22 protein-coding genes and 1 pseudogene are annotated in these 23,729 nt (G+C 70.0%); 12 read left to right on the top strand and 11 right to left on the bottom strand.

What is annotated here, in order from left to right; translation table 11 throughout:
- Nucleotides 1-92: 92 nt before the first annotated feature.
- Nucleotides 93-908 (bottom strand): aquaporin, encoded by an 816-nt coding sequence (locus tag ACFVTC_RS36965; RefSeq protein WP_390133272.1) that lies wholly within the window; start codon nucleotides 906-908, stop codon nucleotides 93-95.
- 241 nt (nucleotides 909-1,149) lie between these two features.
- Here ACFVTC_RS36965 and tal point away from each other — a divergent pair, with 241 nt between their 5' ends.
- Nucleotides 1,150-2,256, top strand: coding sequence for a transaldolase (gene tal / locus ACFVTC_RS36960; protein WP_390133270.1), 1,107 nt, complete (start codon nucleotides 1,150-1,152; stop codon nucleotides 2,254-2,256).
- Between the two features lie 127 nt (nucleotides 2,257-2,383).
- On the top strand, nucleotides 2,384-4,351 hold the full coding sequence (locus tag ACFVTC_RS36955; RefSeq protein WP_390133268.1) for a BTAD domain-containing putative transcriptional regulator: 1,968 nt from the start codon (nucleotides 2,384-2,386) through the stop codon (nucleotides 4,349-4,351).
- A 279-nt stretch (nucleotides 4,352-4,630) separates the two neighbouring features.
- On the opposite strand, the gene ACFVTC_RS36950 is transcribed toward ACFVTC_RS36955, so the two are convergent.
- The 4 genes from ACFVTC_RS36950 to ACFVTC_RS36935 all read right to left on the bottom strand — a co-directional run bounded on the left by ACFVTC_RS36950 (nucleotide 4,631) and on the right by ACFVTC_RS36935 (nucleotide 8,272).
- The gene (locus tag ACFVTC_RS36950; protein WP_390133266.1) at nucleotides 4,631-4,939 is read right to left on the bottom strand and encodes a hypothetical protein; all 309 of its coding nucleotides are present in this window, start codon (nucleotides 4,937-4,939) and stop codon (nucleotides 4,631-4,633) included.
- 96 nt (nucleotides 4,940-5,035) lie between these two features.
- On the bottom strand, nucleotides 5,036-5,425 hold the full coding sequence (locus tag ACFVTC_RS36945; protein WP_390133264.1) for an STAS domain-containing protein: 390 nt from the start codon (nucleotides 5,423-5,425) through the stop codon (nucleotides 5,036-5,038).
- A 113-nt stretch (nucleotides 5,426-5,538) separates the two neighbouring features.
- Entirely contained in the window at nucleotides 5,539-7,704 is a 2,166-nt protein-coding gene (locus ACFVTC_RS36940; protein ID WP_390133262.1) for an MMPL family transporter, read from the bottom strand.
- A 274-nt stretch (nucleotides 7,705-7,978) separates the two neighbouring features.
- Nucleotides 7,979-8,272 carry a hypothetical protein gene (locus ACFVTC_RS36935; protein ID WP_390133260.1) on the bottom strand — a complete coding sequence of 98 codons (294 nt, stop codon included), beginning with the start codon at nucleotides 8,270-8,272 and terminating at the stop codon, nucleotides 7,979-7,981.
- Between the two features lie 299 nt (nucleotides 8,273-8,571).
- Here ACFVTC_RS36935 and ACFVTC_RS36930 point away from each other — a divergent pair, with 299 nt between their 5' ends.
- On the top strand, nucleotides 8,572-8,949 hold the full coding sequence (locus tag ACFVTC_RS36930; protein ID WP_390133258.1) for a hypothetical protein: 378 nt from the start codon (nucleotides 8,572-8,574) through the stop codon (nucleotides 8,947-8,949).
- Between the two features lie 63 nt (nucleotides 8,950-9,012).
- Here the strand turns inward: ACFVTC_RS36930 and ACFVTC_RS36925 are convergent, their stop codons facing one another.
- Entirely contained in the window at nucleotides 9,013-9,816 is an 804-nt protein-coding gene (locus tag ACFVTC_RS36925) for an aquaporin (protein ID WP_390133256.1), read from the bottom strand.
- A 277-nt stretch (nucleotides 9,817-10,093) separates the two neighbouring features.
- Here ACFVTC_RS36925 and ACFVTC_RS36920 point away from each other — a divergent pair, with 277 nt between their 5' ends.
- From ACFVTC_RS36920 to ACFVTC_RS36910, 3 genes and pseudogenes are all read left to right on the top strand, one after another.
- Nucleotides 10,094-11,350: a serine hydrolase domain-containing protein gene (locus tag ACFVTC_RS36920; RefSeq protein ID WP_390133254.1), complete on the top strand. Its 1,257-nt coding sequence runs from the start codon at nucleotides 10,094-10,096 to the stop codon at nucleotides 11,348-11,350.
- A pseudogene (locus ACFVTC_RS36915) lies at nucleotides 11,320-11,817 on the top strand (restriction endonuclease); the annotation flags it as partial. The gene ACFVTC_RS36920 and the pseudogene ACFVTC_RS36915, both read left to right, overlap by 31 nt.
- Before the next feature lie 445 nt (nucleotides 11,818-12,262).
- Nucleotides 12,263-12,667 (top strand): hypothetical protein, encoded by a 405-nt coding sequence (locus ACFVTC_RS36910; protein ID WP_390133253.1) that lies wholly within the window; start codon nucleotides 12,263-12,265, stop codon nucleotides 12,665-12,667.
- Nucleotides 12,668-12,825: 158 nt separating this feature from the next.
- Here ACFVTC_RS36910 and ACFVTC_RS36905 read toward each other — a convergent pair whose 3' ends face one another.
- From ACFVTC_RS36905 to ACFVTC_RS36895, 3 genes are all read right to left on the bottom strand, one after another.
- Complete coding sequence (locus ACFVTC_RS36905; RefSeq protein ID WP_390133251.1) at nucleotides 12,826-13,098, bottom strand: DUF3761 domain-containing protein; 273 nt, start codon at nucleotides 13,096-13,098, stop codon at nucleotides 12,826-12,828.
- A 199-nt stretch (nucleotides 13,099-13,297) separates the two neighbouring features.
- Nucleotides 13,298-13,507: a DUF6207 family protein gene (locus tag ACFVTC_RS36900; RefSeq protein WP_390133249.1), complete on the bottom strand. Its 210-nt coding sequence runs from the start codon at nucleotides 13,505-13,507 to the stop codon at nucleotides 13,298-13,300.
- A 111-nt stretch (nucleotides 13,508-13,618) separates the two neighbouring features.
- Entirely contained in the window at nucleotides 13,619-13,972 is a 354-nt protein-coding gene (locus tag ACFVTC_RS36895; protein WP_390133247.1) for a hypothetical protein, read from the bottom strand.
- Nucleotides 13,973-14,112: 140 nt separating this feature from the next.
- On the opposite strand from ACFVTC_RS36895, the gene ACFVTC_RS36890 reads away from it, so the two are divergent.
- The gene (locus ACFVTC_RS36890; RefSeq protein ID WP_390133245.1) at nucleotides 14,113-14,874 is read left to right on the top strand and encodes a hypothetical protein; all 762 of its coding nucleotides are present in this window, start codon (nucleotides 14,113-14,115) and stop codon (nucleotides 14,872-14,874) included.
- A 375-nt stretch (nucleotides 14,875-15,249) separates the two neighbouring features.
- On the opposite strand, the gene ACFVTC_RS36885 is transcribed toward ACFVTC_RS36890, so the two are convergent.
- A complete protein-coding gene (locus ACFVTC_RS36885) occupies nucleotides 15,250-16,917 on the bottom strand; it encodes a Helicase associated domain protein (protein WP_390133243.1) in 1,668 nt (555 codons plus the stop codon).
- A gap of 479 nt (nucleotides 16,918-17,396) precedes the next feature.
- Between ACFVTC_RS36885 and ACFVTC_RS36880 the strand changes: the two genes are divergently transcribed.
- The gene (locus ACFVTC_RS36880; protein WP_390133241.1) at nucleotides 17,397-18,782 is read left to right on the top strand and encodes an SAVED domain-containing protein; all 1,386 of its coding nucleotides are present in this window, start codon (nucleotides 17,397-17,399) and stop codon (nucleotides 18,780-18,782) included.
- A 15-nt stretch (nucleotides 18,783-18,797) separates the two neighbouring features.
- Here the strand turns inward: ACFVTC_RS36880 and ACFVTC_RS36875 are convergent, their stop codons facing one another.
- Nucleotides 18,798-19,931, bottom strand: coding sequence for a hypothetical protein (locus tag ACFVTC_RS36875; protein WP_390133239.1), 1,134 nt, complete (start codon nucleotides 19,929-19,931; stop codon nucleotides 18,798-18,800).
- Nucleotides 19,932-20,311: 380 nt separating this feature from the next.
- Here ACFVTC_RS36875 and ACFVTC_RS36870 point away from each other — a divergent pair, with 380 nt between their 5' ends.
- Genes ACFVTC_RS36870 through ACFVTC_RS36855 form a run of 4 tightly spaced genes read left to right on the top strand, consistent with a single transcriptional unit; the run spans nucleotide 20,312 to nucleotide 23,617 of the window.
- Complete coding sequence (locus tag ACFVTC_RS36870) at nucleotides 20,312-21,289, top strand: hypothetical protein (protein WP_390133237.1); 978 nt, start codon at nucleotides 20,312-20,314, stop codon at nucleotides 21,287-21,289.
- Nucleotides 21,286-21,870 carry a hypothetical protein gene (locus tag ACFVTC_RS36865; RefSeq protein WP_359439857.1) on the top strand — a complete coding sequence of 195 codons (585 nt, stop codon included), beginning with the start codon at nucleotides 21,286-21,288 and terminating at the stop codon, nucleotides 21,868-21,870. The genes ACFVTC_RS36870 and ACFVTC_RS36865 overlap by 4 nt, the downstream gene beginning before the upstream one ends.
- Nucleotides 21,864-23,144: a HesA/MoeB/ThiF family protein gene (locus tag ACFVTC_RS36860; protein WP_390133234.1), complete on the top strand. Its 1,281-nt coding sequence runs from the start codon at nucleotides 21,864-21,866 to the stop codon at nucleotides 23,142-23,144. Before ACFVTC_RS36865 ends, ACFVTC_RS36860 begins: the two co-directional genes overlap by 7 nt.
- On the top strand, nucleotides 23,141-23,617 hold the full coding sequence (locus ACFVTC_RS36855; RefSeq protein ID WP_390133232.1) for a Mov34/MPN/PAD-1 family protein: 477 nt from the start codon (nucleotides 23,141-23,143) through the stop codon (nucleotides 23,615-23,617). The genes ACFVTC_RS36860 and ACFVTC_RS36855 overlap by 4 nt, the downstream gene beginning before the upstream one ends.
- Nucleotides 23,618-23,729: the final 112 nt, after the last annotated feature.

The following is a 23,729-nucleotide window of genomic DNA, read 5'->3' as shown; positions in this document are numbered from 1 at the left end:
CTGCTGTCGCGAGGAGCGCCTGATGAGGGCTTCAACCCGTCCCCTGTACGGGCCGGTGCCTACCGGATGGGACCACTTGCCCTCGAAACGGGTCATCGCGGTGGCACGGGAGGCGCTTTGGGCAGCGGGCCCGCGCCGGGCAGCCGGGCACGGACAGTTCCGAAAGCCACCGCCGCGGCCAGTGGCGCCAGGGCGTACACCCACAGCCACCGCGTGTCGCCGGACAGCAACTGCGGGCCGAACTGCCGGGCCGGGTTGAAGCTGCCGCCGGCCCAGCCGCCGGTCAGCCAGATCAGCACCGTGACGGCCGCACCGGCCACCACCGGGACGCGCCAGGACGGCCCCGGCCGGGCGGACACGAAGGTGACCGCGGCCAGCAGCACCGCGGTGGCCGCGGCCTCGGCCGCGAACACCACCACGGCAGGGATCCCTTCGGCTGCCCTGACGGCCGCGAATCCCGCCTCGGGCTTGGCCAGCGCAGCCCCCCACACCACCCGCCCCGCCACGACTCCCACCACGGATCCGCCCAGTTGCGCCGCCGCGTAGCCGGCCAGATCCCGGCCGGGCAGTGCCCCCATCAGCCAAAACGCCACGGATACGGCGGGATTCATGTGCGCGCCCGAACGCCGCCCGAACGGCGAGGCGATCAGCAGCCCTACGGAGCCGCCGCTGACGATGCCGCCCACCACCACACGCCCGCCGCCTGCAGGAACCGCCTGGGCGAGCGGACTTGCGGGGTCGGCCAGCCACCGGAACAAGGTGGCCATGGCGAACAGCAGAACGGCCGTCGCCGCGAACTCTGCCGTCCACGCCGGCCAGCGCCCACCGGTCCCGTGATCGTGCTGTTCCGGCAGCGGCGCCGCTGCGTCGCCGGCTTTCTGCGTGCTGCCCGGCGCAGTTGCGCCCATGCCGTTCCTCCTGGCGGTGTGTGACGAGGCGGACCCGCCACCGGGGCCGGCCCGGCCGGGAGCCGACCGCTCCTGCCACGATCCGCCCCGCATTTGCAGGGCCGTTGCACGACACCGCCGGGTGCCCGGCCTGCAAGTCCCGTGCAACTACGGCCGTCAGCCTGGAAGCGGGTCAGCGATGTCAGCCACCCCACGAACGAAGCGGCGGCCGCGATCCGGCCCGCCGCGCGAAAGGAACACGATGAACGACGACGCCCTGCACCGGCTCACCGACCACGGGGTCGCGGTCTGGCTGGACCACCTCGACCGCCGCGACCTGGACTCCGGGAAGCTCGAGCGGCAGATCGCGGGCCGCCGGGTCACCGGCGTCACCACCAACCCGACGATCTTCCGCAACGCCCTCGACGGCAACGACGCCTATCAGGCACAGCTGGGCGAACTCGCGCGGCGCGGCGCGGACACTGACGGCGCGTTGCTGGCCGTCACCACCACCGACGTCCGTCGCGCCTGCGACCTGCTGATGCCGATCCACCGGCGCACCGGGGGCAGCGACGGCCATGTGTCGATCGAGGTGGACCCGCGGCTGGCTCACGACGCGGCGGCCACCGTCGCGCAGGCCCAGGAACTACGGATCCGCGTGGACCGGCCCAACGTCCTGGTCAAGATCCCGGCGACGACCGCAGGGCTGGAGGCCCTCACTCGCACGACCGCGCTCGGTATCAGCGTCAACATGACCCTGCTGTTCAGCCTCACCCGGTACCAGGACGTACTGCACGCCTACGCGCGCGGCCTGCGCGCCGCTCTGGCAGGCGGCCTCGATCTGGGAGGCATCGCCTCCGTCGCGTCCTTCTTCGTCTCCCGCCTCGACACCGAGACCGATGCGCGGCTCGCGGCCCTCGGCGGCACCCAGGCCGCCGCTCTGCGAGGGCAAGCCGCACTCGCCAACGCCCGCTTGGCATACCGGATCTACGAGCAGGAGATGGCCCGCGAACACTGGCAGCGGCTTCAGGCACAGGGCGCCCGGCCACAAAAGCCGCTGTGGGCCAGCACCGGCACCAAGAACCCCGCATACGACGACACCCGCTACGTCACCGGCCTGGTGGCACCCGGCACGGTCAGCACCATGCCGCAGGCGACCCTGGACGCCGTCGCCGATCACGCGGTCATCGACCGGGACCTGCGCGACCTGTACGGCGAGTCGGCGATCGTGCTGGACGAACTGGCTGCCGCGGGAATCGACTACGACCAGGTGACCCGCGAGCTGGAGGAGCAGGGCCTGCGGCAGTTCACCGACGCCTGGCTGGACCTGCGCGAGACCGTCCGCAGCGCACTGGAGGAAGCCCACTGACGGAAAACCCTCGTCCCGATACGTGGGAAGCAGGTCCGGCCTGCCGGTGGCGCGCACGCCCCGTACGACGGACGGTTGGTCGCGGGCAGCCACGTCCCGCCGCCCCACGTACACAGGAAGCCCTCCCATGCCATCCCCCACCAGCGCACCCGCCCCGGCCCGCGCCGCCGGCCCGATCCGCCTGCGGTTGATCGGCCCCCTCGAGCTGACCGACCCGGCAGCCGACCGCAGGCCGGTGATCCCCCGTGGCCGGGCCGCCCTGCTGCTGGCCCTGCTCGGGGTGCGCCGCAACCGGGTGGTCGCCCTGGGCGAGATCACCGACATCCTGTGGGAGCAGGACCGGCCCCCCGCAGCGGAGCAGACCGTCGCCTCCCTGATCAGCCGGCTCCGCAGGATCACCGGTCCCTGCCTGGAGCGCGTGGGTTCGGGCTACCGGCTGGACACCACCGACTGGCAGGTCGACCTGGACGAGGCGGCCCGGCTGACCCAGGTCGCCGAACGCCACCTGGGCGCGGGGGAGACCGTCTTCGCCGACGTCGCCGTGCGCCGCGCGCTCGACCTGCTGACCACCGGCCGGCCACTGGAGGAATTCCCCGCCCCGCAATGGACCGAGGAACTGGTCCACGCCGTCGACCGGCAACTGCGCCGCACCCGCGAGGCCGCCTGGCTCGCCGCCGCCCGCCTCGGCGACCACCGCCGCTGCGCCGACGTGGCCGGCACCGCCATCACCGCCGACCCCTACGACGAACCCGCCTGGCGGGCACTGATGGCCGCGCAGTACGGTCAGGGATCGGCCGGCGCCGCACTGCGCACCTTCGGCCTGCTCCGCCACCGGCTCCGCGCTGACCTTGGCACCGATCCCGATGCACGGACCACGGCCCTGCACGAGGCGATACTGCGCGGGGGCCGGACGATGTGCCTGCTGGCCCGCCCACCAGTCCGGCCCACCCAGGCCATGGCCGTGCCGCCCGGCCGGCTGACGGGACGAGAGGCCGAATTTCTGCAGCTGCACAAGGCCTGGCGCACCGCCCTGGCCGGACGCCCGGCCGTAGCAGTCGTCAAGGGGGCGCCAGGCATGGGCAAGACCGCCCTGATGACCGCCTTCAGCCGGCACGTGGAGGACCACGGCGCTCTCGCACTGACGGCCGTACATCCCGCACCCGGCCAGGCGCCGCACGCCGGCGCCCTCGTGCGCGCCGTACGCGACTACTGCCTGATCGGCCCGCCGCAGGAAGTCCGCGCTGCCGCGGCCGGTCTTGAACGCCCCCTGCGCGCCCTCCTGCCCGAACTCGAGATCCTGCTCGACGAAGGCTGCCGCGCCGCCGGTTCCCCTCAGGCACCCGCCCGGGCCCCGGCCGCCCTTGACGCGGTCGCGATGTTCGTCCGGCGCATCGCCACCCACCGCCCGGTCCTGTTCGCCCTCGACGACACCCAGCACGCCGATCAGGCGAGCCTGGACGCCATCGCACGCATCGCCGCCACCGCCGACCTGCCCCACCGCATCATGGTGCTGCTCACCGTCGGCACCGAACACGGCGAACAGGACACCACCGCGCTGCCGGCCGGCGAACTCACCCAACACCTGAGCCTGCAACCGCTCTCCGTGACCGACGTCGCGGAACTGGCCCGCCCCCGCGGACTGTCCAGCGTCGCGGACCAGGTGCACCGGCTCACCGGCGGCCACCCCGGCCTGGTCACCGAAACCCTGCGTGCGGCCACCACCGGCGCCGACCTCACCGGACGCGAGCAACTGCCGACCGCCCCGGTACAGGCCGCACTCGCCCTGGTGGACCGGGCCGGACACCGAACCGCGCGGTTCCTGCGCTACGCAGCGCTCCTCGGCCCCCGGTTCCACCCGGGCGACGCCATCGAGATCAGCGGTATCGGCGAACGGGACGCCGCCACACACGTCGAGACCGCCCTGCGAGCAGGGCTGCTCACAGCCGACGGCGACGAACTCCTCTTCGACACACCCCTGGTGCACACCGCGCTCCGCACCGCCGTACCGGCGCCGGTCAGGGCCGTACTGCACACCTCACGCACGCCCCGCGGATGTGCCCACTGCGGCGCAGCCCCAGGCCGGCTCGCCGGCTGACGGCCCACCAGGCGGCGGCCGCCGGTGACGAGAACACCTCCGGCATCACGTTCCAGGCCGGCATGGCACGCCTGCCGTTCCAGTCACCCAGCACATCGACCGACGCCGTGGCCACGCTCATGGGCGGCGCGCCGGCCGGCGACAGGCCGGCCGGCGGTGGCCATCGGCCTGGTGAGGTTGCCGTGCCGGACGGGCACGACGTCACCGTCGGCCTCGGCGTCCCCCTGCGAGCCCCGCCAGAACCGATCCGCCCCGCCAGAACCCGATCCGCTCGGGCGGTCACGTGATTCTCCTACCGGCAGGCGATCGTCCGCTCATGCCCGGCGTGCCGCGGCGGGCCCGATCCCACCCGCAGTACGCCGAGTTCGAAAACCCCGACAGCCACAGCCGGCAGCCCGAGGGCAACAGGCGTGACCAGCTGACCCGGATGCGCCGTGGGCCCGGCCCGCGTGCCGTGTGCGGGCCGCCGGCCACGGAAGGCAGGACCGCACAGAACACGGTGATCACCACCACCGGCAGCAGCCGGTGCAGCGAGCGCATCGCCCGGCCGGGCACACAGCGGCCGCGGTGCCGCGCGGCATAGCCCATGACTCTCCTCGACAACACGGACGGGCAGCACCGGCCGGAACCGCCCGACTCCCACGATCCGCCACGCTCTTGCACCACTCTTGCGCGGCGCCCCGGTCAGGCCCTCGCGCCCCCGTCCAGCAGCCGGGTCAGCCGGGTCAGCTCCAGCACACGACGTACCGGGGCCGAGACCGCCGCAACGGTGAAGCGGCGGCCCTGACGTTCGGCGAGGGCCGCAGCCGTCACCAGGGGGCGCAGCCCCGAGCAGTCGACGAACCGCACGTCCCGCAGATCCACGGCGATGTGCTCACCGCGCTCCGCGCAGCCCTGCAGGACCCGGTGAAGCCGGGGCGCGGTGAGCACATCGAGTTCGCCGCACACCTGGAGCAGCACATGCCCCCGGTCACGCTGCGCGGTGATCGCCACGAGCTCGTCGGGACGGATCGGCTGCCCGGACGGCTGATCCGATGGGTCCGGTATCAGGTGCGGGACGGTGACTTGGGACATGACTGGACTTCTCTCGAGAGCAGGCCGCGGGTGACGCGGTGGTGAGGGCGGGGACATGCGCGCTCGCGCACCGCCAGGTGGATCCACCATGCGATCCGGATTGCCGTCGGCCATCAGCTGGGCGAGCCAATCTCCGGATGCTCCGCAGGGATGACACGCCGGTGCTCTCCATCCCCGGAGCGGCCGGTGCGCGAGGGCCAGAACGCCCGGTGCCCCACCAGAGCCGTCAGCGCCGGTATCAGCAGCCACGACGTGACGAAGGTGGCCAGGACGACCCCCATGGCCACCGGCAGCCCGACAGACGCGGTGGAACTGCTGAAGCCGAGGACGCCGAAGCTCGCAGCCAAGATGATCCCTGCGGCGGCGACCGAAGGGCCGGCGTGGGTGACCGCGTAACGGGCCGCCTCCCGCGGACTCGCCCCGCGCAGCAGCTCCTCACGCAGCCGGGCGATCATCAAAATGTTGTAGTCGGTGCCGATCGACGCGACGAAGAGGTAGACGATCAGCGGCACGGTGAAGGTGACCCCCGGCTTGTGCTGCACATGCTGGAACAGCAGCACCGCCGAGCCGAGCGTCGCCGCGAACCCGAGGCCGACCGCCGCCATCAGATACAACGGGGCGAGCACCGCCCGCAGCGTGAGCAGCAGGATCACCCCGATCGCCACGGCTGCGATCGGGATGATCAGCCGCAGGTCGTGGCTGACGACCTTGCTGGTGTCGGCATACGCCGCGGTCAGCCCCCCGACGGCGACCGAAGTACCGGACGGGGCCCCGACCCGGGCCTGGGGCGCCAGCACCTGATCGTGCACTCGCAGCGCCTGGGTACCGGTCGGGTTGATGACCAGCGCCAGGTCGATCTGTGCCACCCTGGCGTCGTCCGACACCCGCGCGACACGCACCTCGCCCACGTCCGGCAGGCGGCCCAACCGGGCCGTGTACGGCGCGAGCCGGCCGGCGGTGAGCGTGCCCTTCTCGGCGCTCACCATCACCTGCGTCGGAGTGAGCACGCCCTCGGGGAACGCCGACTTCAGCTCGGCATAGCCCTGAGCGGCGTGACTGCCCTTCTGATACGGCGACAGGTCGTAGTCGGCCTTGTAACCGAAGGCGAACGAGGCCAGCGCCGCCAGCAGCAGCGCCGCGGCACCGGCCACGGCCGCCGGGCGCCGCGCCACGAGACCGGCCACTGCCCTTGTCACACGCAGCGCGGGCGCGCGCCGCCAGGACGGCCTGCGCGACAGCCGCTTGCCCAGCACCGTGAACAGCGCGGGGACCAGCGTCAGCGACGCCAGCAGCATCACCAGGACGGACACCCCCAGCGCCGGGCCCAGCACCCTGAAGTCCGGCATCTGCGATGCCAGCAGCGCCACAAAGGACACCGCGACCGCCAAGGCGGAGGAGACCACCGCCTCGCCCACCCTGCCTACACCGCCGGCCATCGCCGTGCGGTGACCCTGCCCGGCGCGCAACCGCTCCCGGTAGCGGTACAGCAGGAAGACGATGTAGTCGGTACCCACGCCGAAGAGCACGACCGGCAGCAGTTCGGTCGCCGTCCTGCCGACCTGCGCACCGGCCAGGTGGGCACCGATGGTGAGCAGCCCGGTCACGCCGAAACCGACCAGGGCGATCGCCACCAGGCTCACCACCGCGATCAGCAGACTCCGAAACAGCGCGATCAGCAGCACGAACACCACAGCGATCATCGCGTACATGACGATGGCACTCATCCGGGCGTCATCGGCCATCGCCGCGGTCTCACCCGTCAGATGGCCCCGCAGCACGGTGCCTTCGGTTGCCTCGGTGACGTCCCTGTCCAGGTCGGTCGCTGCCTTCTGCGCCCGCCGGGCGTCCGAAGGCTTGTCGAACACGGCCTGCGCCAGCAGCACCGTGCGGTCCGGAGACAGCTGCCCCGGTCCGGTGGCGACACGGACAGCGGCCGGGTGCGTACGCCGCGCGGCGTTGCGGTCCAGCTGTCGCACCAGCCGCTCGGCGCTCGCCACGTCGGCCCGCGCCAGCGGACGGTCGTCGGCGCGGGTCAGGACCAGGGTGGCCGTCCCCCGGTCATCAGGCTTACCGAAAGCCCGGTCGGCGATGTGCTGGGCCCTGGCCGACTCGTACTCGGCGGGCAGGCCACTGCTCTGACGTGTGTCGGTGGTGTCGTTCCAGTGATGGGCGCCGGCATAACCGACACCCACACCGGTCAGGGCCAGCAGCACCGCCAGCCAGACCAGGATGACGAGGACGGGCCGCCGGGTGACGGCACCGCCGAGACGATCGAACACGGAAGTTCCCTTCGGGGGCTGAAGACGGCCCCCGCACCCCGCGGCAGCCACTACCCCTCCAGCCTTCGGCCGCCACGGCGCCAGACGGTCGGCCGGGAAGCGGAACTCGCCGCTCATCACAACGGGTGAGGACGCCGCAGCCCTCGGCCCCAGGAACGAGGACCGCACCCCTGCCACGCGTGGCCGCCTCATCCGCACGGATGACACCGGTACGGACAACACCCCCGCGGAAAATCTCGCGATCACGGCCGAGGAAGACACGGCCCCGCCCGGCCTACCGTCGATCCATGACCTTCTTCGACACGATCGCCAGGCGCAAAGCGCCCAGCGCCGTGGTCGACACGGCGCTCGCGTTCAGGCTCGCGCTGGGATCCCTGTCGACGGCTGTCACCACCTTGACGCGACCGGCAGCACCGGGGCCCCCGCCCTCGGGATCGTGCTCGCGCTGCTCACCGGACTGCCCCTGATCGTGCGCCGCCGCCGGCCGGCCCCCGTACTCGTGGTCGTCGCGCTCGCGGCCGCCGCCCCGCAGGGCATGGCATACATACCCCAGCCGGTCGGAGCGCACGGCGTGTCGATCGGCCCCGTCTGCCTGGCCGTGGCCGCGACAGTGTTCCTAACCGCGCTGCGCGTGTGCCGGTCGTACTCCTTCACGCTGCCGGCCGGGGTTGGTCCTGGCCACCAGCCTGGCCGAGATCGAGCTGGACCCTGGATACCGGGCCTGCGCAGCGGTCACGATGAACGTCCTGCTAGTCGCGGCATGGGCGCCGGGCGAACTCGCCCGAGCCCGGCGCGCGATCGCCGCAGACATCGTAGAACGCGCTGCCGCCGCCGAGCGGGAAAGGGACCGCCAATGCGCGGGCCGCAGTGGCCCAAGAACGCGCCCGGATCGCCCGCGCCGGCGGCTTCCTCGTCGAAGACGGACCAGCAGCCTCCCTCAACGACGCCATCCGCGCCGTCGCCTCCGGCGAAGCCGTAGTCGCCCCGCGCGTCACCCGCCGCCTCCTCGACCGCACCACCCGCCTCGACGACCGCCCCACAGCACACCGCCCAGCCCGAAACCGGCCGACCTGCCGCCGACCGGACGCACCGCGGGCCCTCACCCAAGGGCCCGCCGAACGCGCCGAGATCGCCGCCGAACCGGTCGTCAGCAAAGCCACCGTGAAGACCCACATCGCCCACGTCCCGGAGAACTCCGCGACCACGTCCATGCCGTCATCCTCGCCCACGACGCCCGCCTGGTGACCCCCGAAGCGGACCGCTGAACTCCCACTCGCGCCGCTCGATCCAGCCCCCGCGCCAGCAACCTCAACGGCCGGGCACACCGGCCCCATCGTCACCGCACAGCCGAAAGGTGCACGGCCCGGGAAAGCGCAGACAGCACCGCAACAGCCGGTGGACGCCCGCACCGGCCACCGCCCCGACCACCGGGGCGAGCAGATAGACCCACAACAACCCCACCTCGCCGGCGAACACAGCCGGCCCCAACTGCCGCGAGGGGTTCACCGAAGCACCGCTGTGCTGGCTCAGCACCGCGATGATGACCGCCGTCACAGCCCCGACAGCGTAGGGCAGCAACCGGCTCAGGGACGGGCGCGCGAGGAAGCACCCCACCAACACCACCACCACGACCAGGCACGCGCACTCGGTAGCGGCGACCCCCCAAGTGTTCCACGCAGCCCCCGGACGCACCGCCGCATACCGTACAGACGCCCGGGACAACACCGGCCCCCACACCAGCCGTCCCAACGCGGTGCCACCCACCGACCCCGCAAGCTGCGCACACGCGTAAGCCGCCACCCACCGCCCGGGAAACACCCCCATCAGCCACAACGCGACGCTGATCGCCGGATTCATATGGGCACCCGAACGACGCCCCGGCGGCGACTTGATCAGCACCACCAGCACGATCCCGATGAACAGCCCGTTGGCAGCCGCCGCCGCTGCCGCATCAGCGACAACCAACGGCGAGTCGGCCACCACCAGCCAGCGGACACCGGTGACGGCACAGAACACCAGGACCGTCGTCAGCCCGAACTCGACGACGACATCCGTCCACCGCGGACGCGGATCGTGCTCCCGCGCACCAGCGGACGCCTCAGCAGCACCCATGGCAGCTCCCCGTACGACGCAGCCCTCGGACAGTACGTGCCCGGCAGGGCCGACACACGGCGGCACACAAGCAGACACCACCCCAGGTCATCCGGCCGAACGCACGAGGCCGCACCGACCGACCCCCACCCCTATTGAGGAGACGCGCCCTGGTTCATCCCTGAGGAGGAGATCCCGAACCGCTCCTGGGACAGAGGCCGAAGCACCGGGCCCACACCAGGCTGGAAGCACACCGGGTGATCGACCCGGGCCATCCCTCGAAGGAAGAGCGCACCACATGCCCCACACCACCGCGACCCCCCGCCGCGAACGACGCAAGGCCACCGTCCTCGGTGCCGTGTTGGCTGCCGGCGCAGTCCTTGCAGCCGGCCCCACCGCACAAGCCCTGGGCTCCACGACACACCCCACCACCGCTGCCTCAAAGCCCCAGGCCTCGACGGCCTCCACCGCACGAGCCCTGACCCCCGCGGTACGCGCGCAACTCGACCGCGCCATCACCCGCATCCTGCACCGGACGAGGACGCCCGGCGTGACCGTGGGCCTGACGGTCCCCGGCAAGGGAACCTACACACGCGCCTTCGGCACGGCCCAGAAGAACACCCGCACCCCCATGCGCCCCGGCTTCAACATGCGCGTCGGCAGCCTGACCAAGACCTTTACCGCCACCGCAGTACTGCAACTGGCCGACCAGAAGAAGGTGAGCCTGGACGACCCGATCTCCCGCTACGTACGAGGTGTCCCGCAGGGCCGCCACATCACGCTCCGTCACCTGATGGAGATGCGAAGCGGGCTATTCGAATACATGGCGGACGAGGACTGGATCAAGGCATTCGTGGCCGACCCCCACCGTCAGTGGACGGCGGACGAAATGCTCTCCTACGCCTTCCGGCACCCTGCGCAGGCCGCCCCCGGCAGCACGTTCCAGTACGTCAACACCAACTACCTGCTGCTAGGCAAGGTGGTCGAGAAGGTCAGCGGCCAGTCGCTGAGCCGCTACCTCGACCAGCACATACTGACCCCCTCGCACCTGAGAAATACTTTCTACCCCAAGGGCGCCGAATTCCCGGCCCCCCACGCCCACGGCTACACCGACCAGACAAGCAACGGTTCCGTGGCGGACGCCACGCACTGGAACCCCTCCGACGGCGGGGCAGCCGGAGTCATGATCTCCAACCTCGGCGACCTCCAGCGCTGGGCACCCATGCTCGCCAAGGGCACCCTGCTCAAGCACGGAACCCAGGCTCAGCGCATGAAGATGCTGCCCACAGGCATGCCGGACGTGGGCTACGGCCTGGGCGTGTTCAACAACCACGGATGGATCGGGCACAACGGCTCGCTGCCGGGCTACCAGTCACTGATGGTGTACCTGCCGGCCGCCAAGGCCACCCTCATCGTCCACACCACCAGCGACATCCGCCACCAAGGGCAGTCGCTCAGCACCTTGTTCGGCAAGGCCATCACCAACATCGTCACACCGAAGAACGTCTTCGACATACAGCCGCCCAAGCCCGACAGCGCTGCACAGCGACACTGATCTCACTGGACGCGTTCTCCCACCAGCAGTTCGAGCACGTGGTGCGCGACCTCATGCACCGGGACGGCTGCACCGACGCCGTCCAGGTCGGCGGGCAGGGTGATCTGAGAGCGGACGTGAAGGCTACCGATCCGCTGGGACGTCGCTGGGTGATCCAGTGCAAGCACCGTCGGCACGGTGAACGAGGCGCCGCGGTGGGCACCCCGGAACTCCAGGTCCTCAACGGGACCGGTCGCCCGGTCCACAGGGGGGATGTTGTGGTGATGGTGACCAACGGCAGGATCACCCAGCCGGGCCGCATCTTCGCCCGCCGGCAGCGACTGCACCTTGTCGACCGCCACCTGCTCGGCTCCTGGGCTGCCGGATCCCGGCCCCTGTGGGAACTCCTGCCCGCGCTGCCCACACCCCGTAGGCACGCACCGCTCTCCCGGGACACCGGTGGGCCCGGCCGACCCGAGCGCGCCTGACGAGATCGTGACAGCGCCCACGGCGCCATCGTCGGCGGACGGGACCATGCATTCCACGTGTGGCCCTGAGGCTCTGGTAGGTCCACCCCATGGTGTCCGTGCCGTTCAGGCGGCGGAAGCCGCAGACTACGAGGTAGGCCGACCGTGCGCCCACGTACCGGTCGAGACCGGGGGTGTCCTTGGTACCGCGGTGGCACAGGACCTTGTCGCGGCTGTGGGTATGGGAATTGTCGTAGACGGCCGGTTGAGGGTTGGCGCGGACTTGGCGGGCTTGCCGGGCGCCGCCGCCCCTGCCGGGGCGCCACCATGGTGGCCCGAGCCCTGCCGTTGAACCACGATCCGACGCGGCGGCCAGGAGGAGCTCAGGCCGGAGGCCCAGGACAACATCGCCGAATGGGCGCGCGTTCGGCGGACCCACTGTCGCGGCTGCCCGACTGTCGCCAGGATGACCCCGACACCTGCTGACGAGAGGGCGTACATGGACAGCGTGGAAGTGCCCGCCTGGATATTCGACCACCTGCTCACGGGCTTCATCCGCAACGAGGCCAACGACTGCGCCGTTTACCGCGTCGAAGGTCAGAGCGCGAACCCGGGCGACGCGTTCGGGAGCGTGTTCGCCTGGCTGTGGGAGCGCGACAGGAACTCGGCCGTGGCCGCCTTCGCCAGCCTCCTGGCGGAAGCCCGGAAGCAGAGCGACGAGGGCGACGAGGTCCGACTGGAAGAGCTGATCAGGGGCTTGCGGCTCGCACTCCATCGCTCGCGGCTCGGCCAGCAGGACGAGTTCCACGAGGTGGGACGGACGCTACGTGACCAGGTCCCCGAGCACTTCGGCGGACGCACCGACCTCTAGCGGACGGAGATACGCGGCAAGGCCCCGCCCTGGGGCCCCCGATCGGTGCAGGTTCTGTCCTCGGGCGGGGAGCTGAATACCGGCCGTCAGATCAGCGAATGCGGGACGGGCCGCCTGCCCCAGGTGAGGAGCAGGCCATCCGTCCCGCGTGGCGGGGCCTACTTGAACCAGTACTTGATGCCGTGGTGGTGGGAGCAGGTGCCCTGGGAGTGCTGCGAGTAGGACAGGGAGGCGTCCTTGCACTTCGCGGTCACGGTCTTGTTTTTGGGCTTTTGGTGGTGGGTCCGGCCGCACAGCCCGGTCGTGTGGTGAACGCAGTGGTGTGCGGTGTTGGTGGCCGGCCGTGCGGCCGTTGCGGAGGCGGCCGGTGCCGTGAAGACGAGGCCGGCTACAGCGACCGCGACCGCCGAGGTGGCAAGACGTGTGAACAAGGAATCCCTCTTGAAGTGGCGCAAGTTGCAGCGTGGTTTTAGTGGTGTTCGTTGAGGTTTCTGGGGAGTGTCGAGAAGTCTTCACCCAGCTCAAGTGCCGGCCGGGGGCTGCAGGCGCACCCGGAACTGCGGCTCGGCCGAGATTGGCCCGGGCGTAGAGGGCCAGGGTGCCTCTGGCCTGGCGGCGGGCCGGCGCTGGTCAGGTGCTGAGCTTCTGGCGCATGTCGAAGTAGCAGCGCAGCCGGACACTGGGCTGTCCGGGATCTCGTATCGTGCGTTCCACAGAGGTCGCCGCCCACATCAAGGCCAGAGCCTCATGGAAGGCGAAGGCGGTCTGGTCGTCGGCGGCTGCCACGTCGACCACGACCAGACCGGACTCCGCTACGTGTACTTCGTTGATCGCTTCCACACCCGGCACGACGCACGGCCGCAGGCAGAGGGTTCTCCCGCCCGCAGCAGTTCTCCCGATCGGGCCCACAGAGACGGCCGGAGCCAGACGAACGTCCGCGGCGCACGACACCTACAACAGGGGCTCCTGGGCGAACTCGCCCATGCCGCCCCAGGGGTCGTCCTGCTCCTGCCACTGCGCCCTTTCCCGTTCCCGCCGTTCGGCGGCCGCCCGACCTTCGGCGATCATGGGAAGGGCGGCGAGGGCCTCGGCCGGACGGCCGTGCTGGATCAGCTTCCACTCCTGAAGCGGCCTTCCGTCCGGTGGACGGGAGGGCCGGGCTGCTTCCGGTTCTTCGGCGGCGGTCCGGCCCTCTCCTCGTACCGGGGGCCGAGTCGCAGCTGCCTGTCCGGCCGGGCCGGCCCCCATGGGTAATCCGGGCCGCCTGCCGTCGACCAGCGTGTAGAGGGCGGTGTGGACGGTCACGTAATTCCCCAGGCTGCCATCCCGTCGTTCCGGAGGGGTGTCCGAGGCCAGCGTGCCTGAAGGCGGCCCGAACTCCGCCCTGAGCGGAAGCCACGCCCATTCACATGACAGTTGCGAGCCAGCTCCGCGATTATTGGCCGATGACCACGAGACCGGACCTTCTCAGTCTGAGCATCGCGTGCCCTCCACCCGACGAGGGCTGCGCGGAGGTCCGCCCGATCGTCAATGGCCGGGATCTTCTGGCCGAGGCGGTCCCCGGTGGCGTGGACAGCGCCCGGTACCTGGGAGTAAGCCCCAGGTATCTGCTGGGCCAGGACGGGCCGTTGCATGCCACAGCGACGCCCACCGAGGTTCGTCTCGCTCGGTCCGGGTGCGGCGTGGAGGAGTGCTGTGGCGCGCTGTACATGACGGTCACGCGTAACGGGGATCACGTTGTCTGGGCGGGCTGGCGCGACCCGGCCAATCAGGACTTCGACCTGCCGGAGCTTCGGTTCACCGCAGGTCAGTACGAGGCTGAGGTCCTGCGAGCCGGAGAGGACCGCAGTTGGGAGTGGCCGGCAGGAGCGGTTGCGCGGCTGCTTGAGGCGGGGCTGAGGGGACGCGGGGACTGGCTCGTCAGGTGGGACTGCGAGTTGGAAGGTGTCTGGGCCTCCCGCAAGGAACCCGATCGAATCCACGTCGTCCTGTGGCATCCCCGTGACCGGGCCGATGCAGATCTGCCCTGGCTCCAGTTCGGGATGACCCTCCCGATCTCCGCGGACGCCCCATCGGACCAAGCCGAGCGCCTTGAAGCGCGGCTGACCGCAGGCGATCCCCGTGCCACCGCCGAGGTCTGGGGAGGTTCGCATGATGCCGATCAACTGGGCTACCCATGGCCGCCGGTCGACCCGCTGTTCATGTGAACGGCAAGGAGAGGCGGGTTTGGGCCTTCCCCTGCCGTTGGGCATCCACTCGCAACCGCCATCCCCATGGGGAAGCGTGACCGTGCGGGTGGGGAATTACGTGACGCTGATCATGTAGATCGTGGGGAAAAGCGTGATCGCTGACACAGGCTGGCTGTCGTGTATGTAATGGGCTGCGTCGTGCACGACGCAGTGCTCGCCTCGAACGGTCGTGCAGGCGACCTGAGCCTGTCATGAGGTCCACCGAGTTCGCGAGACCCTTCGGCAGACCCCGGGGCCGCTCTGCAGCCGGCGTCCGTGGCACGCGGCTCACGGCGTCGTCGCGCCGCTGTGGTGCGGGATGCTGTTCGCTGCTGGCCGGTATGTCGTGCTCGGCTAACATGCGGTCGCCCATTCCAGTCCGAGTGCTGCGAGTGTGGCGAGTTTGTCCACAGTGAGCTTGGCCCGACGGCTCTTGCTGTTGGACAGGAACACACCGAGTTTCACGGGGTGTTCCTGGCCGTCGATCACGATGGTCTCCACATGGCTTCTGGGGACGGTCAGGGAGCCGGTGCGGGTCTTATACTGCGCGAGGGCCGCTACGCCCTTCTCGAAGGCGCTCACGGCCGCCGTGGACGCCTTCGCGGGGGCTTCCGGCTCCGGGGCCGGCGCGGTGATGCCGAGTTGTTCCAGGCGTTCGCGCTGCCCGTCCGTCAGGGCTGCCCAGGCTGCGGGTTTCCGCTGCTTGGCGAGCCATTTGCCGATGTCCATGCCGTGGACGGTCACGCCGGGCAGAATCTCGGTCTGACCGGCCTGGTCGTCTTCGTCGGCGAGAAGTTCGTGCAGTGCGGCGTAGTGGCGTTGCCAGTCCGCCGGCCACGCCGGGTTCCAGTCCTCGTCGACTGCCAGGAGCGCCGCCTCCCACTTCGGATGCCCGTCCAGAGCTCCCGGACGCCGTAGGTTGGACAGCCACTGCCCCACCAGCCGGTCCAGCATCGTCGCGGACCGGGGCGCGCACAAGGTCCAGTGCTGCTCGTAGTAAGCCTTGGCCGCCTCCAGGTTCTCCTGGAAGCGTTCATCCGCCAGGCTCCAGACCATGCCCAGCTGTTCCAGCCGCCTCGCGCGCAGCCCGGTCATCTGCCCGGCCCCGTAGGCCCGTCGCTGCTCCGCGACCCATTGCCCGAGGGGCGTTGCGTCTTCTCGGTGTCCGTAGGGGACCCTCGCGTGCCCGACCCGTTCGACGTACTCCTTCAGCTTCGCCCAGCCGCGGGCCCAGTCCTGGCGTTCGGTGTCGATCACGTTGAAGGAAACCCAGTCCGCGACCATCACCGGATCCCTGGGGGCCGCGAAACGGAGCAACAGGCGGGATTCTTCTTCGCCTTCCTCAGGTGCCGCACCGATGTTCACCGACGGCTGCGCGACGTCCTTCTGCGGCTCCTGAGGAATCGCCAGCAATTCGATGGCTTCTTCATCGTGAGCCCGGAGCCCTTCCAAAACTTTCACCAACGGTTTATAAGATCCCGAGGTGAACATGTCCTCCGGCTTTTCTCCCGGCTGGAGAAATACCGGCACGATCAAAGAAGCCAGCTTGCCCTGTCCCGGCTTCTGCCGCAGTGCCCGGCCGATGGCCTGGACGATGTCGTGCGGCGCCCCCTTGGGGTCCAACAGGGCGACGCTGTCCACGCTTCTGATGTCGACGCCCTCCCCGAGGACCCGGCAGTTCGACAGCACGGCCCGCTGCGCCGTGGTCCCGAACGAGCCCAGGACCTCCCGCCGATGCACAGGATCGTGCTCACCGCACAGCCAGTCCGCCCACACCCGCCCCGGATACGCCTCGGGCTGGTCCGCGTGCAGCTTCGCCGCCACGCGCTCCAGACCCTCCGCGTACGCCTGCGCCTCTATCGTCCGGTGATGGAAGGTAATGCACGTCTGCAATCCATGCCGCGCCATCGTGTGCAGGAGCGCGGCCTGCAAGGCCCCGATCCGCTGCCCACGGACCTCCTCCGAACCCCGCCCCTCGCCCATCAGCCGCTCCGGCGTGACGACCGGGTCCTGCAGCTCCAAGACGATGATCTGATACCGCGCCAGCAGCCTGTCACGACCAGCGATGGGTGAGGCCCACCCCGACTATTTGAGAGCCTCTGGCCTGTGGCGTCTTGACTAGAGCCGGACAGCTCCCTGGAGCATCTGACCTGCTACTTCTCTGGCTTGAGGCTTTCTGAGCTGGTACGCCGCAACTTCATCCGGATGCACATCAACTGCTCTCGGACGCGGTATGAGAAAGCGACCGAGAAGGGTGTTCGGGGGCTTCCGCTATGCCGTTGGGCGGGCGAGAGCCTGTGCACCCGGCCGGTGACTGGTGGGTGTGAGGGCTTTCGGCTCGGCCCTGCTTGCGGAGATGATCTGCTGAGCATGCTTGGCCGCAACTGCGGCGCCCCCGACGCCTGGGAGATGGTTTCATGCCTGACCTGCCTGCCCCGAGCTCGACGGGTGTCCGTATCGCTGGTGACCGCTACCAGTGGCTGGCCGCGTGGCAGGGTTGTGTGGCCGCAGTCCGGGATGCCGCGCTCCGTCAGCCCAACCCGGTGGTGGCGGTCGGAGTCGAGGTCGACGGCGCGGGGAACCTGGACGACGTCGTCTTGTACCGGCAGATGCCGCCGCACACCTACATGCAGGTCAAGTACGCCGCGGACAGCTCTACCCCGGTCAGTGAGGACTACCTGCTCAAGCTCAGCAATCGCGATGGCCCATCGATCCTGCAGAAGATGGCGCAGGCGTGGGAGCAGCTCACCAAGGACGGGACTCCGGTCGATCTTGCGTTGCTGAGCAACCGGTCCCCGGACTCCGAAGACCCGCTGATCTCGCTGAGGGACTCCCGCACCCAGCTTCTGGTTCCGAAGGCGGCCCAGGAGGGCCCGGGATCGAAGAGGGGGCGGGCACGCAGGCGTTGGGCCGACGGCGCCGGGCTGAGCGAGGAGAAGCTGCTGGAACTACTGAAGGTGCTGCGTTTCGACCTGGCACGAGACGTGATGCACCTGCATGAGCACTTGCAGATGCTGATGTTCGCCGCAGGCCTGCGGTTCACAAAGGAGGCCATGCACTCCGGCGCGGACTGGGTGGCCCGCCAAGTCGCCGACGGGCAGCGCCGGTTGTCCCTGGCGGACATCAGGGAGGCGATCCGGGCTCTGCGCCTGGAAGCCGGCTCATCGCGTCCGGTGCTGTCCATCGCCACCCTGAAGCCGGATCCCATGGCGGAGGACGCAGACTATGCACTGGACTGGGTGGACCGCTTCGAGGGAGCCTCACAATATGTGAAGCGGCGCCCGCTGACCCCGGCAACCTGGGCGCAGTTGCAGGCGGACATCGAGGCCGCGCCGTACCGGATGCCGCCGGGCACCACCACCGTCGCCGTTACCGGCAGCCTGCGCCTGGCACCCGCGTTTGTGGTCGGTGCTGCCTTCCGCATGGTGGCCGGCTCCGACCTCGCCGTGGCTCAGCGTGAACAACTGTGGTCATCCACCGCAGAGTACGAGACCCCGCTGGCGCCAGCCGTCGACGAGCACGCCCTCGGTCTCGGACCGGATCTCGCTGTGGCCGTCGCGGTCGCCACCGACCCGACCAAGGACGTGCTGGACTTCCTGCGTGAGCATCAGGTGCCCGTCTCCCGGCTCCTGGTCTTGCGGCCGCCCGGCGGGGCGAAGGACAACTCCATCCCGGACGCCGCGACGGCCAGCGCGCTGGCCGTCGGTATCCGGGACCTGCTGCGCCGTGCCTGCCGCGCCCATCCCGCGATCCACCTCTTTCAGGCCGGTCCCATGGGCCTGGCCCTGCTGCTGGGCAACCGGTGGAACCGGCTGCGCCCGACCACCGTGTACGAGGACGTCAACGCGCAGCAGGTGTACGAGAAGGCCTTCGTCATCGACGCATGAGGACCCGGCAAGCCCCTACGGCTCCGCCGCCGGAGGCGTCGTCGAGCCGTGTGCCAGACGCAGGTCGTGGTGGACCAGAGATATCCGGTCACGGGCCGTCAGCCAGCCCAGCGCGACAGCGACCGGCAGCGGGCCGTGGAAGAACAACAGCCCCTCCACCGCAGCGGTGCCGCCCAGATGCTGCGCCCACTCCTGCCGGGCTGTTTGCCAGCACTCCCACACGTAGGTGGTCACCGCGGCGTAGAGGGCGGAGTCGTCGGGCAGGTAGGCGTTGCCGGTGTCGATGACGACGTAGGCGCCACACGGACCGTTCGCACGGACCGGGCCAGGGAGTTGGTAGCCGGTGTGGTGTTCTGGCCCGTAGGCGACCTGACCGGTCGCCGCCACGTAGCGGGCGTCGTCGACCATGGAGCCGGCCGACGCCAGACGTACGATCAGCGCGATCCGGTGACGTTGCTGTCCGGCTGCCGCGGGTACCTCCACGAGCTGCGGACGGCCGCGCGTGGAGGACGTCAGAAGCCCGGTGACCCGTACACGCTGTTGGGGAGCGAGCGCAGCACGCAGGGAACTCCCAAGCTCGACTCCAGGGACCACGGAGCGCCCGGCCTGCTGCGACAGATGCATCACGGCCAGCGACAGCTGTGCATCGTCTGCCAGGCGTCGGCCCAGAAGAAACCCGTCCTGCAGATGCGCAAGCACATACAGCGCGACCTCGGGCTCCGCTCTGCCCGCAGCTCGCAACTCCTCGATCTGCGCGTCGATGAGCCTGGCCACGAAGTCGGCGACATCCGTACGGTCCTGCGCAGAGTGCTCGCCGGGCCACAGGACCGCACGATCGACGACCAGCGTCGTGCTGTGCGCGGTGCGGGAAGCGTGCTTGAGCGCCGATACCCGCGAGGCTTGCGTGCGCTCCGCCGGATACAGACTGACCACCACGCCGAGCCCACGGGGGCGCTGCAGTACCCACCCCACCAGAACCAGGACGAGAGCGCCGGCGAAGACCACGACAAACACCCACTGCCGCGTGGTCCACTGCTCCAGAATGCTCGGCACGACACCGAGCGCGACGGCCGTGGAGACCGCCATCAGGACGGTACCGCCGCCTTCCCGGGACAGCAGCAACCGCCTCAGCTGCCCATGCCACCTCACACGTGCCTCCACCCTTCGGTTGAAGTCTCCTTCGCTGTATGCCCGCCGAGGATGCGAGGAGCGCGTCTCTCTCCTGCCCCGGCCGTCCCATCCTCCTGCCGCCGGTCGAGGTCCGCATCGTTCCTGGGCCCGGTCCGGACGGGTTCTTGATGAGAGGCAGCAGCTCGGAGGGGCCTCTCACCTGCACAGAGCGCGAGGCTCAGAGCGGATGAGCACCGCCGTAAATGATCAACTAGTCCTGGTGCAGGAGGGTTTGTCAGTGGTGGGTCCTACTGTGGTGAACGAGCAGCCATAGATGCCTGTTGGTGGCCGCCGCGCCCCTGGGGCCGGCGGTCCGACGTGCACCCGGGCTGGACGACACGCCCGAGGAGGCACACCGCATGGGGATCGACGACGCATTCGACGCGTTCCAGAAAACCGTCAACGAAGACATAGACAAGACCAGACTGGCCCGAGAGCGCAGGGACCTGTTCAAAACCGCGCTGCTGAGCGAGCCGGACATCGTGGAGACGTTCGGCTCGGGCTCCCTGAGCCGCAGCACGCAGCTTAGACCCATTCACGACGTCGACGTCGTGATCGTCTACGACCCGGACGAGCACCCCGAGTGGGGAAACGACGGCCCGAGCGCGAAGGACGCCCTCGAGCACGTCCGCACCCAGGTCAACCGGCTGCTGAGCCAGAGCAGCGGCACCCACGCCAACGAGGTCCGGCACACTCTCCTGCGCAATCACGCAGTCAAGTGCTTCCTGGACGACCCCGAGGACCCGGAGGCATTCACCGTCGACGTCATGGCCGCGCTGCGCCAGGAGGATGGCTCGCTGCTCATCCCCGAAAAGCTGAACACACAGTGGGTGCCGGCCAATCCGGAGTACCTCATCGACCAAGTTGCCGATCACCAGCGGGACTGGCCGCACTTCCGGCCCCTGGTCAGGGTTCTCAAACAGTGGCGGCTCACCGCCCCGGTCCAGGGACGCATCAAATCTCTCGTCATGGAGGTCCTCGCCCTCAACTGCATGCCCAGGTCCGGCAACCGCTCCCAAGCGCTGAAGACGTTCTTCACTGCCGCCGCGGTCCGCGTCAACGAGGGCGTGTGGGACCCGGCAGGCCTGTGCGGCCAGATCCAGCCGGACCTCGACCATGCAGGTCTGTCTGATGCCTTCGCCGACGCAGCAGACCTCGCGGAGCGGGCCTGCGCCGCTGCAGCCGAGGGAGACACCGACAGCGCGCTGCGGCTGTGGCAGAAAATCTTCGGCGACGACTTCCCGGCCCCTGCCGCTCCGGCCAAGCCCGCCTCGCTGATCACCGGGACCCCCGCGCTCATCACCCCGCGGCCCATCAAGGACGCACCCCAGGGATGACGATCGCGCACACGCCCAACGACCGTAGGCACACCACCTGGTGGATGTGCGAGCCACGCCGGCTACACCGCGACCAGGAGGAAATCACCGCTCAGTTCCCCGGCCTCGTCTGGAACGAGGCCGGGGCAGGGAACTGGGAGGGCAGGCTGCCTTGCTGGCCTTTCGAGCGGCCTGAGCCCGAGCACCTCACCACCTGGATCGGCGACGAAGGACTCCTTCTGCGCCTGGAGTACAGCCAGGCGTACCCCATGGCGGCGCCCCGCCTCGTCCCCCTCGACCCGCTGCCCGAACCGTTTGAATGGACCCAGCATCGCTGGCACGTCAACGGCGACGCCAGCCTGTGCCTCCTGCGCGACGACGTATGGACGGGCCGCGAGTCCGTTGTCGATCTGCTGCTGAAGGCCGCCGGCTGGCGGATCGAGTACGCACTGATGAAACACCAGACGATTGAGCAGATGACCGGCAACGGCATCGTCACCGACCATAGCCTCGACCACTTCCTGGCCCAGCCTCTGCCACCCGAGGACACCACTGGCCACCCTGAACTGGACACCGGCGGGCAGGACGGTCCCGCGTGCTGATCCTCATCCCACGGGACGCCGCGACCACACTCCGCGCCTCGGGCGCGTGGGGCCGACTGTCGTTGCGTATCAGCCACCCGGACGACCTAGCTGTGGTGGGCGGCATCTCCGAGGGCGGCGGCTCCATCATTTCTGTCGACCCGCCGCCGCCCGCCCCCCGCCTGCTCGCCAGCTGCGACTCCCGTCCTACCGGCTACTGGTACCAGGCCAAGAGCGAACTCCACGCGCTCTGGTACCTCCTGCGGGTGCGGCGTGGCACGTCCATGAAGTTGGACGTGTTCAAGGACGCCGTGCCCAGCGGTTTCAAGACGCCGGGAGACGGCGGCTACGTGGCTATCACCCACGCCCCCGGAGTGAAGGACGCCTTTCCCGAAAGCGGTCTGCCCGACCTTGTCGCCTGGCACGTCACCCGTGCGGGCTTCCAGCCCCTCGAGGCGTCGGCCGAGCCCGAAACCACCGGGATTGGGCAACTCAGCGGTCACTGGCCCGTAAAGGAACTGCAGAACACGCGGATCATGCTGATCGGAGCGGGGAGCATCGGCTCGGCCACCGCGCACGCACTCGCCGGCTACGGAGTCGGCCATCTCACCCTTATCGACCCCGACCGGCTCGACTGGCACAACCTCGTCCGGCACACCAGCGCCCGCCGGCACATCGGCCGGTCCAAGGTCACCGCCCTGGCCGAGGAACTCGCCGCACTGCGCCCCGACACCACGGTCGCCCCTCTGGCCCTGGACGTCATCGAGCACGCCGACCACATCCGGGCCCTGCTCGCGGACACCCACCTCGTCGTGTGCACGGCAGACGGAGTGGCCCCACGCCGCGTCACCGGCCACCTGGCCCGCCGCGCCGGCCTCACCGCAGTGCTCGCGTGCGTCCTGCAGGACGGTGCTCTCGGCGAAATCCTGCGACTGCGCCCCTGGCCGCAGCACGGCTGCCTCACCTGCAGGCGCCAGAGCCTCGCCGAGGCAGGCGGCCTCGACCCCGAGCCCGCCCTGGACGCCGGGTACGGCACCGGCACCCGCCACCGGCCGATGACCGCCGTCGGCTCCGACCTTCACCTGGTCGCCCAGCTCGCGGCCAAAACCGCCGTCGCCACCATCCTCCAACGCGCCGGACACCCCGACCAGCAACTGCCCGGAGAGCACGCCCTGCTCGGTCTGCGCCGCCAACCCGACTGGGCCCCACCCTTCGACCTCAGCCATACCGCCGAGCTGCGCTGGCTCCCCGCCACACCACCTAGATCCGGCTGCCCCACATGCGAAGCACCATGACCCAGCAGCCCGTCACCACCGTGCATCTCACCGCCCCGGCCGTCCAGATCGTCACCACCGAACTGCGCACGGCCGACCACACCACGGAGACCGGAGGCATCCTGCTGGGACACCACACCCACGACACCGTCACCGTCCACCACGCCGGAACCCCCGGACCTGCCGCCGTGCGCACCCCCACCTACTTCCTGCGCGACCTGACACATGCCCAGGCACTGGCCGACGAGGCCTTCGCGAGCGACGGCAGCGTCTGGGTCGGCGAATGGCACACCCACCCCACCAGCCGCCCCACCCCCAGCGCTCGCGACGCCGCCACCTACAGGCAACTTCTCAACGATCCGGAACTGGGCTTCCACAGCGTCATCGCAGTGATCTTCGCTCCCCGTACGGGCCACTGGGAGGGCGCAGCCTGGGCATGCCGTCTCGGCCGCATCGAGCCGGTGCAACTGCAGCTCTGCCGTTCTGTCGGATGAGACGCCGAAACGCGCCCACGCCAGAGCCTCACGCACGGCGTCCACCGGCGACTCCGGCACCTGCACCGTCCCGGGCCGCGCGGCCCTGCAGGCTTCGGCGAACCATTCCAGC

Origin of the sequence: Streptomyces sp. NPDC057950, from assembly GCF_042887295.1 — a bacterium.
Classification (GTDB): domain Bacteria; phylum Actinomycetota; class Actinomycetes; order Streptomycetales; family Streptomycetaceae; genus Streptomyces; species Streptomyces kaempferi.
Note: the sequence above shows the minus strand (reverse complement) of the source record. Positions and strands in the feature narration are given on the sequence as shown.

Bases quoted from the DNA above. Each gene is read 5' to 3' on its own strand.
- ACFVTC_RS36965 (WP_390133272.1), bottom strand. From the start codon at position 908: ATGGGCGCAACTGCGCCGGGCAGCACGCAGAAAGCCGGCGACGCAGCG.
- tal (WP_390133270.1), top strand. From the start codon at position 1,150: ATGAACGACGACGCCCTGCACCGGCTCACCGACCACGGGGTCGCGGTC.
- ACFVTC_RS36955 (WP_390133268.1), top strand. From the start codon at position 2,384: ATGCCATCCCCCACCAGCGCACCCGCCCCGGCCCGCGCCGCCGGCCCG.
- ACFVTC_RS36950 (WP_390133266.1), bottom strand. From the start codon at position 4,939: ATGGGCTATGCCGCGCGGCACCGCGGCCGCTGTGTGCCCGGCCGGGCG.
- ACFVTC_RS36945 (WP_390133264.1), bottom strand. From the start codon at position 5,425: ATGTCCCAAGTCACCGTCCCGCACCTGATACCGGACCCATCGGATCAG.
- ACFVTC_RS36925 (WP_390133256.1), bottom strand. From the start codon at position 9,816: ATGGGTGCTGCTGAGGCGTCCGCTGGTGCGCGGGAGCACGATCCGCGT.
- ACFVTC_RS36920 (WP_390133254.1), top strand. From the start codon at position 10,094: ATGCCCCACACCACCGCGACCCCCCGCCGCGAACGACGCAAGGCCACC.
- ACFVTC_RS36910 (WP_390133253.1), top strand. From the start codon at position 12,263: ATGACCCCGACACCTGCTGACGAGAGGGCGTACATGGACAGCGTGGAA.
- ACFVTC_RS36890 (WP_390133245.1), top strand. From the start codon at position 14,113: ATGACCACGAGACCGGACCTTCTCAGTCTGAGCATCGCGTGCCCTCCA.
- ACFVTC_RS36870 (WP_390133237.1), top strand. From the start codon at position 20,312: ATGGGGATCGACGACGCATTCGACGCGTTCCAGAAAACCGTCAACGAA.
- ACFVTC_RS36865 (WP_359439857.1), top strand. From the start codon at position 21,286: ATGACGATCGCGCACACGCCCAACGACCGTAGGCACACCACCTGGTGG.
- ACFVTC_RS36855 (WP_390133232.1), top strand. From the start codon at position 23,141: ATGACCCAGCAGCCCGTCACCACCGTGCATCTCACCGCCCCGGCCGTC.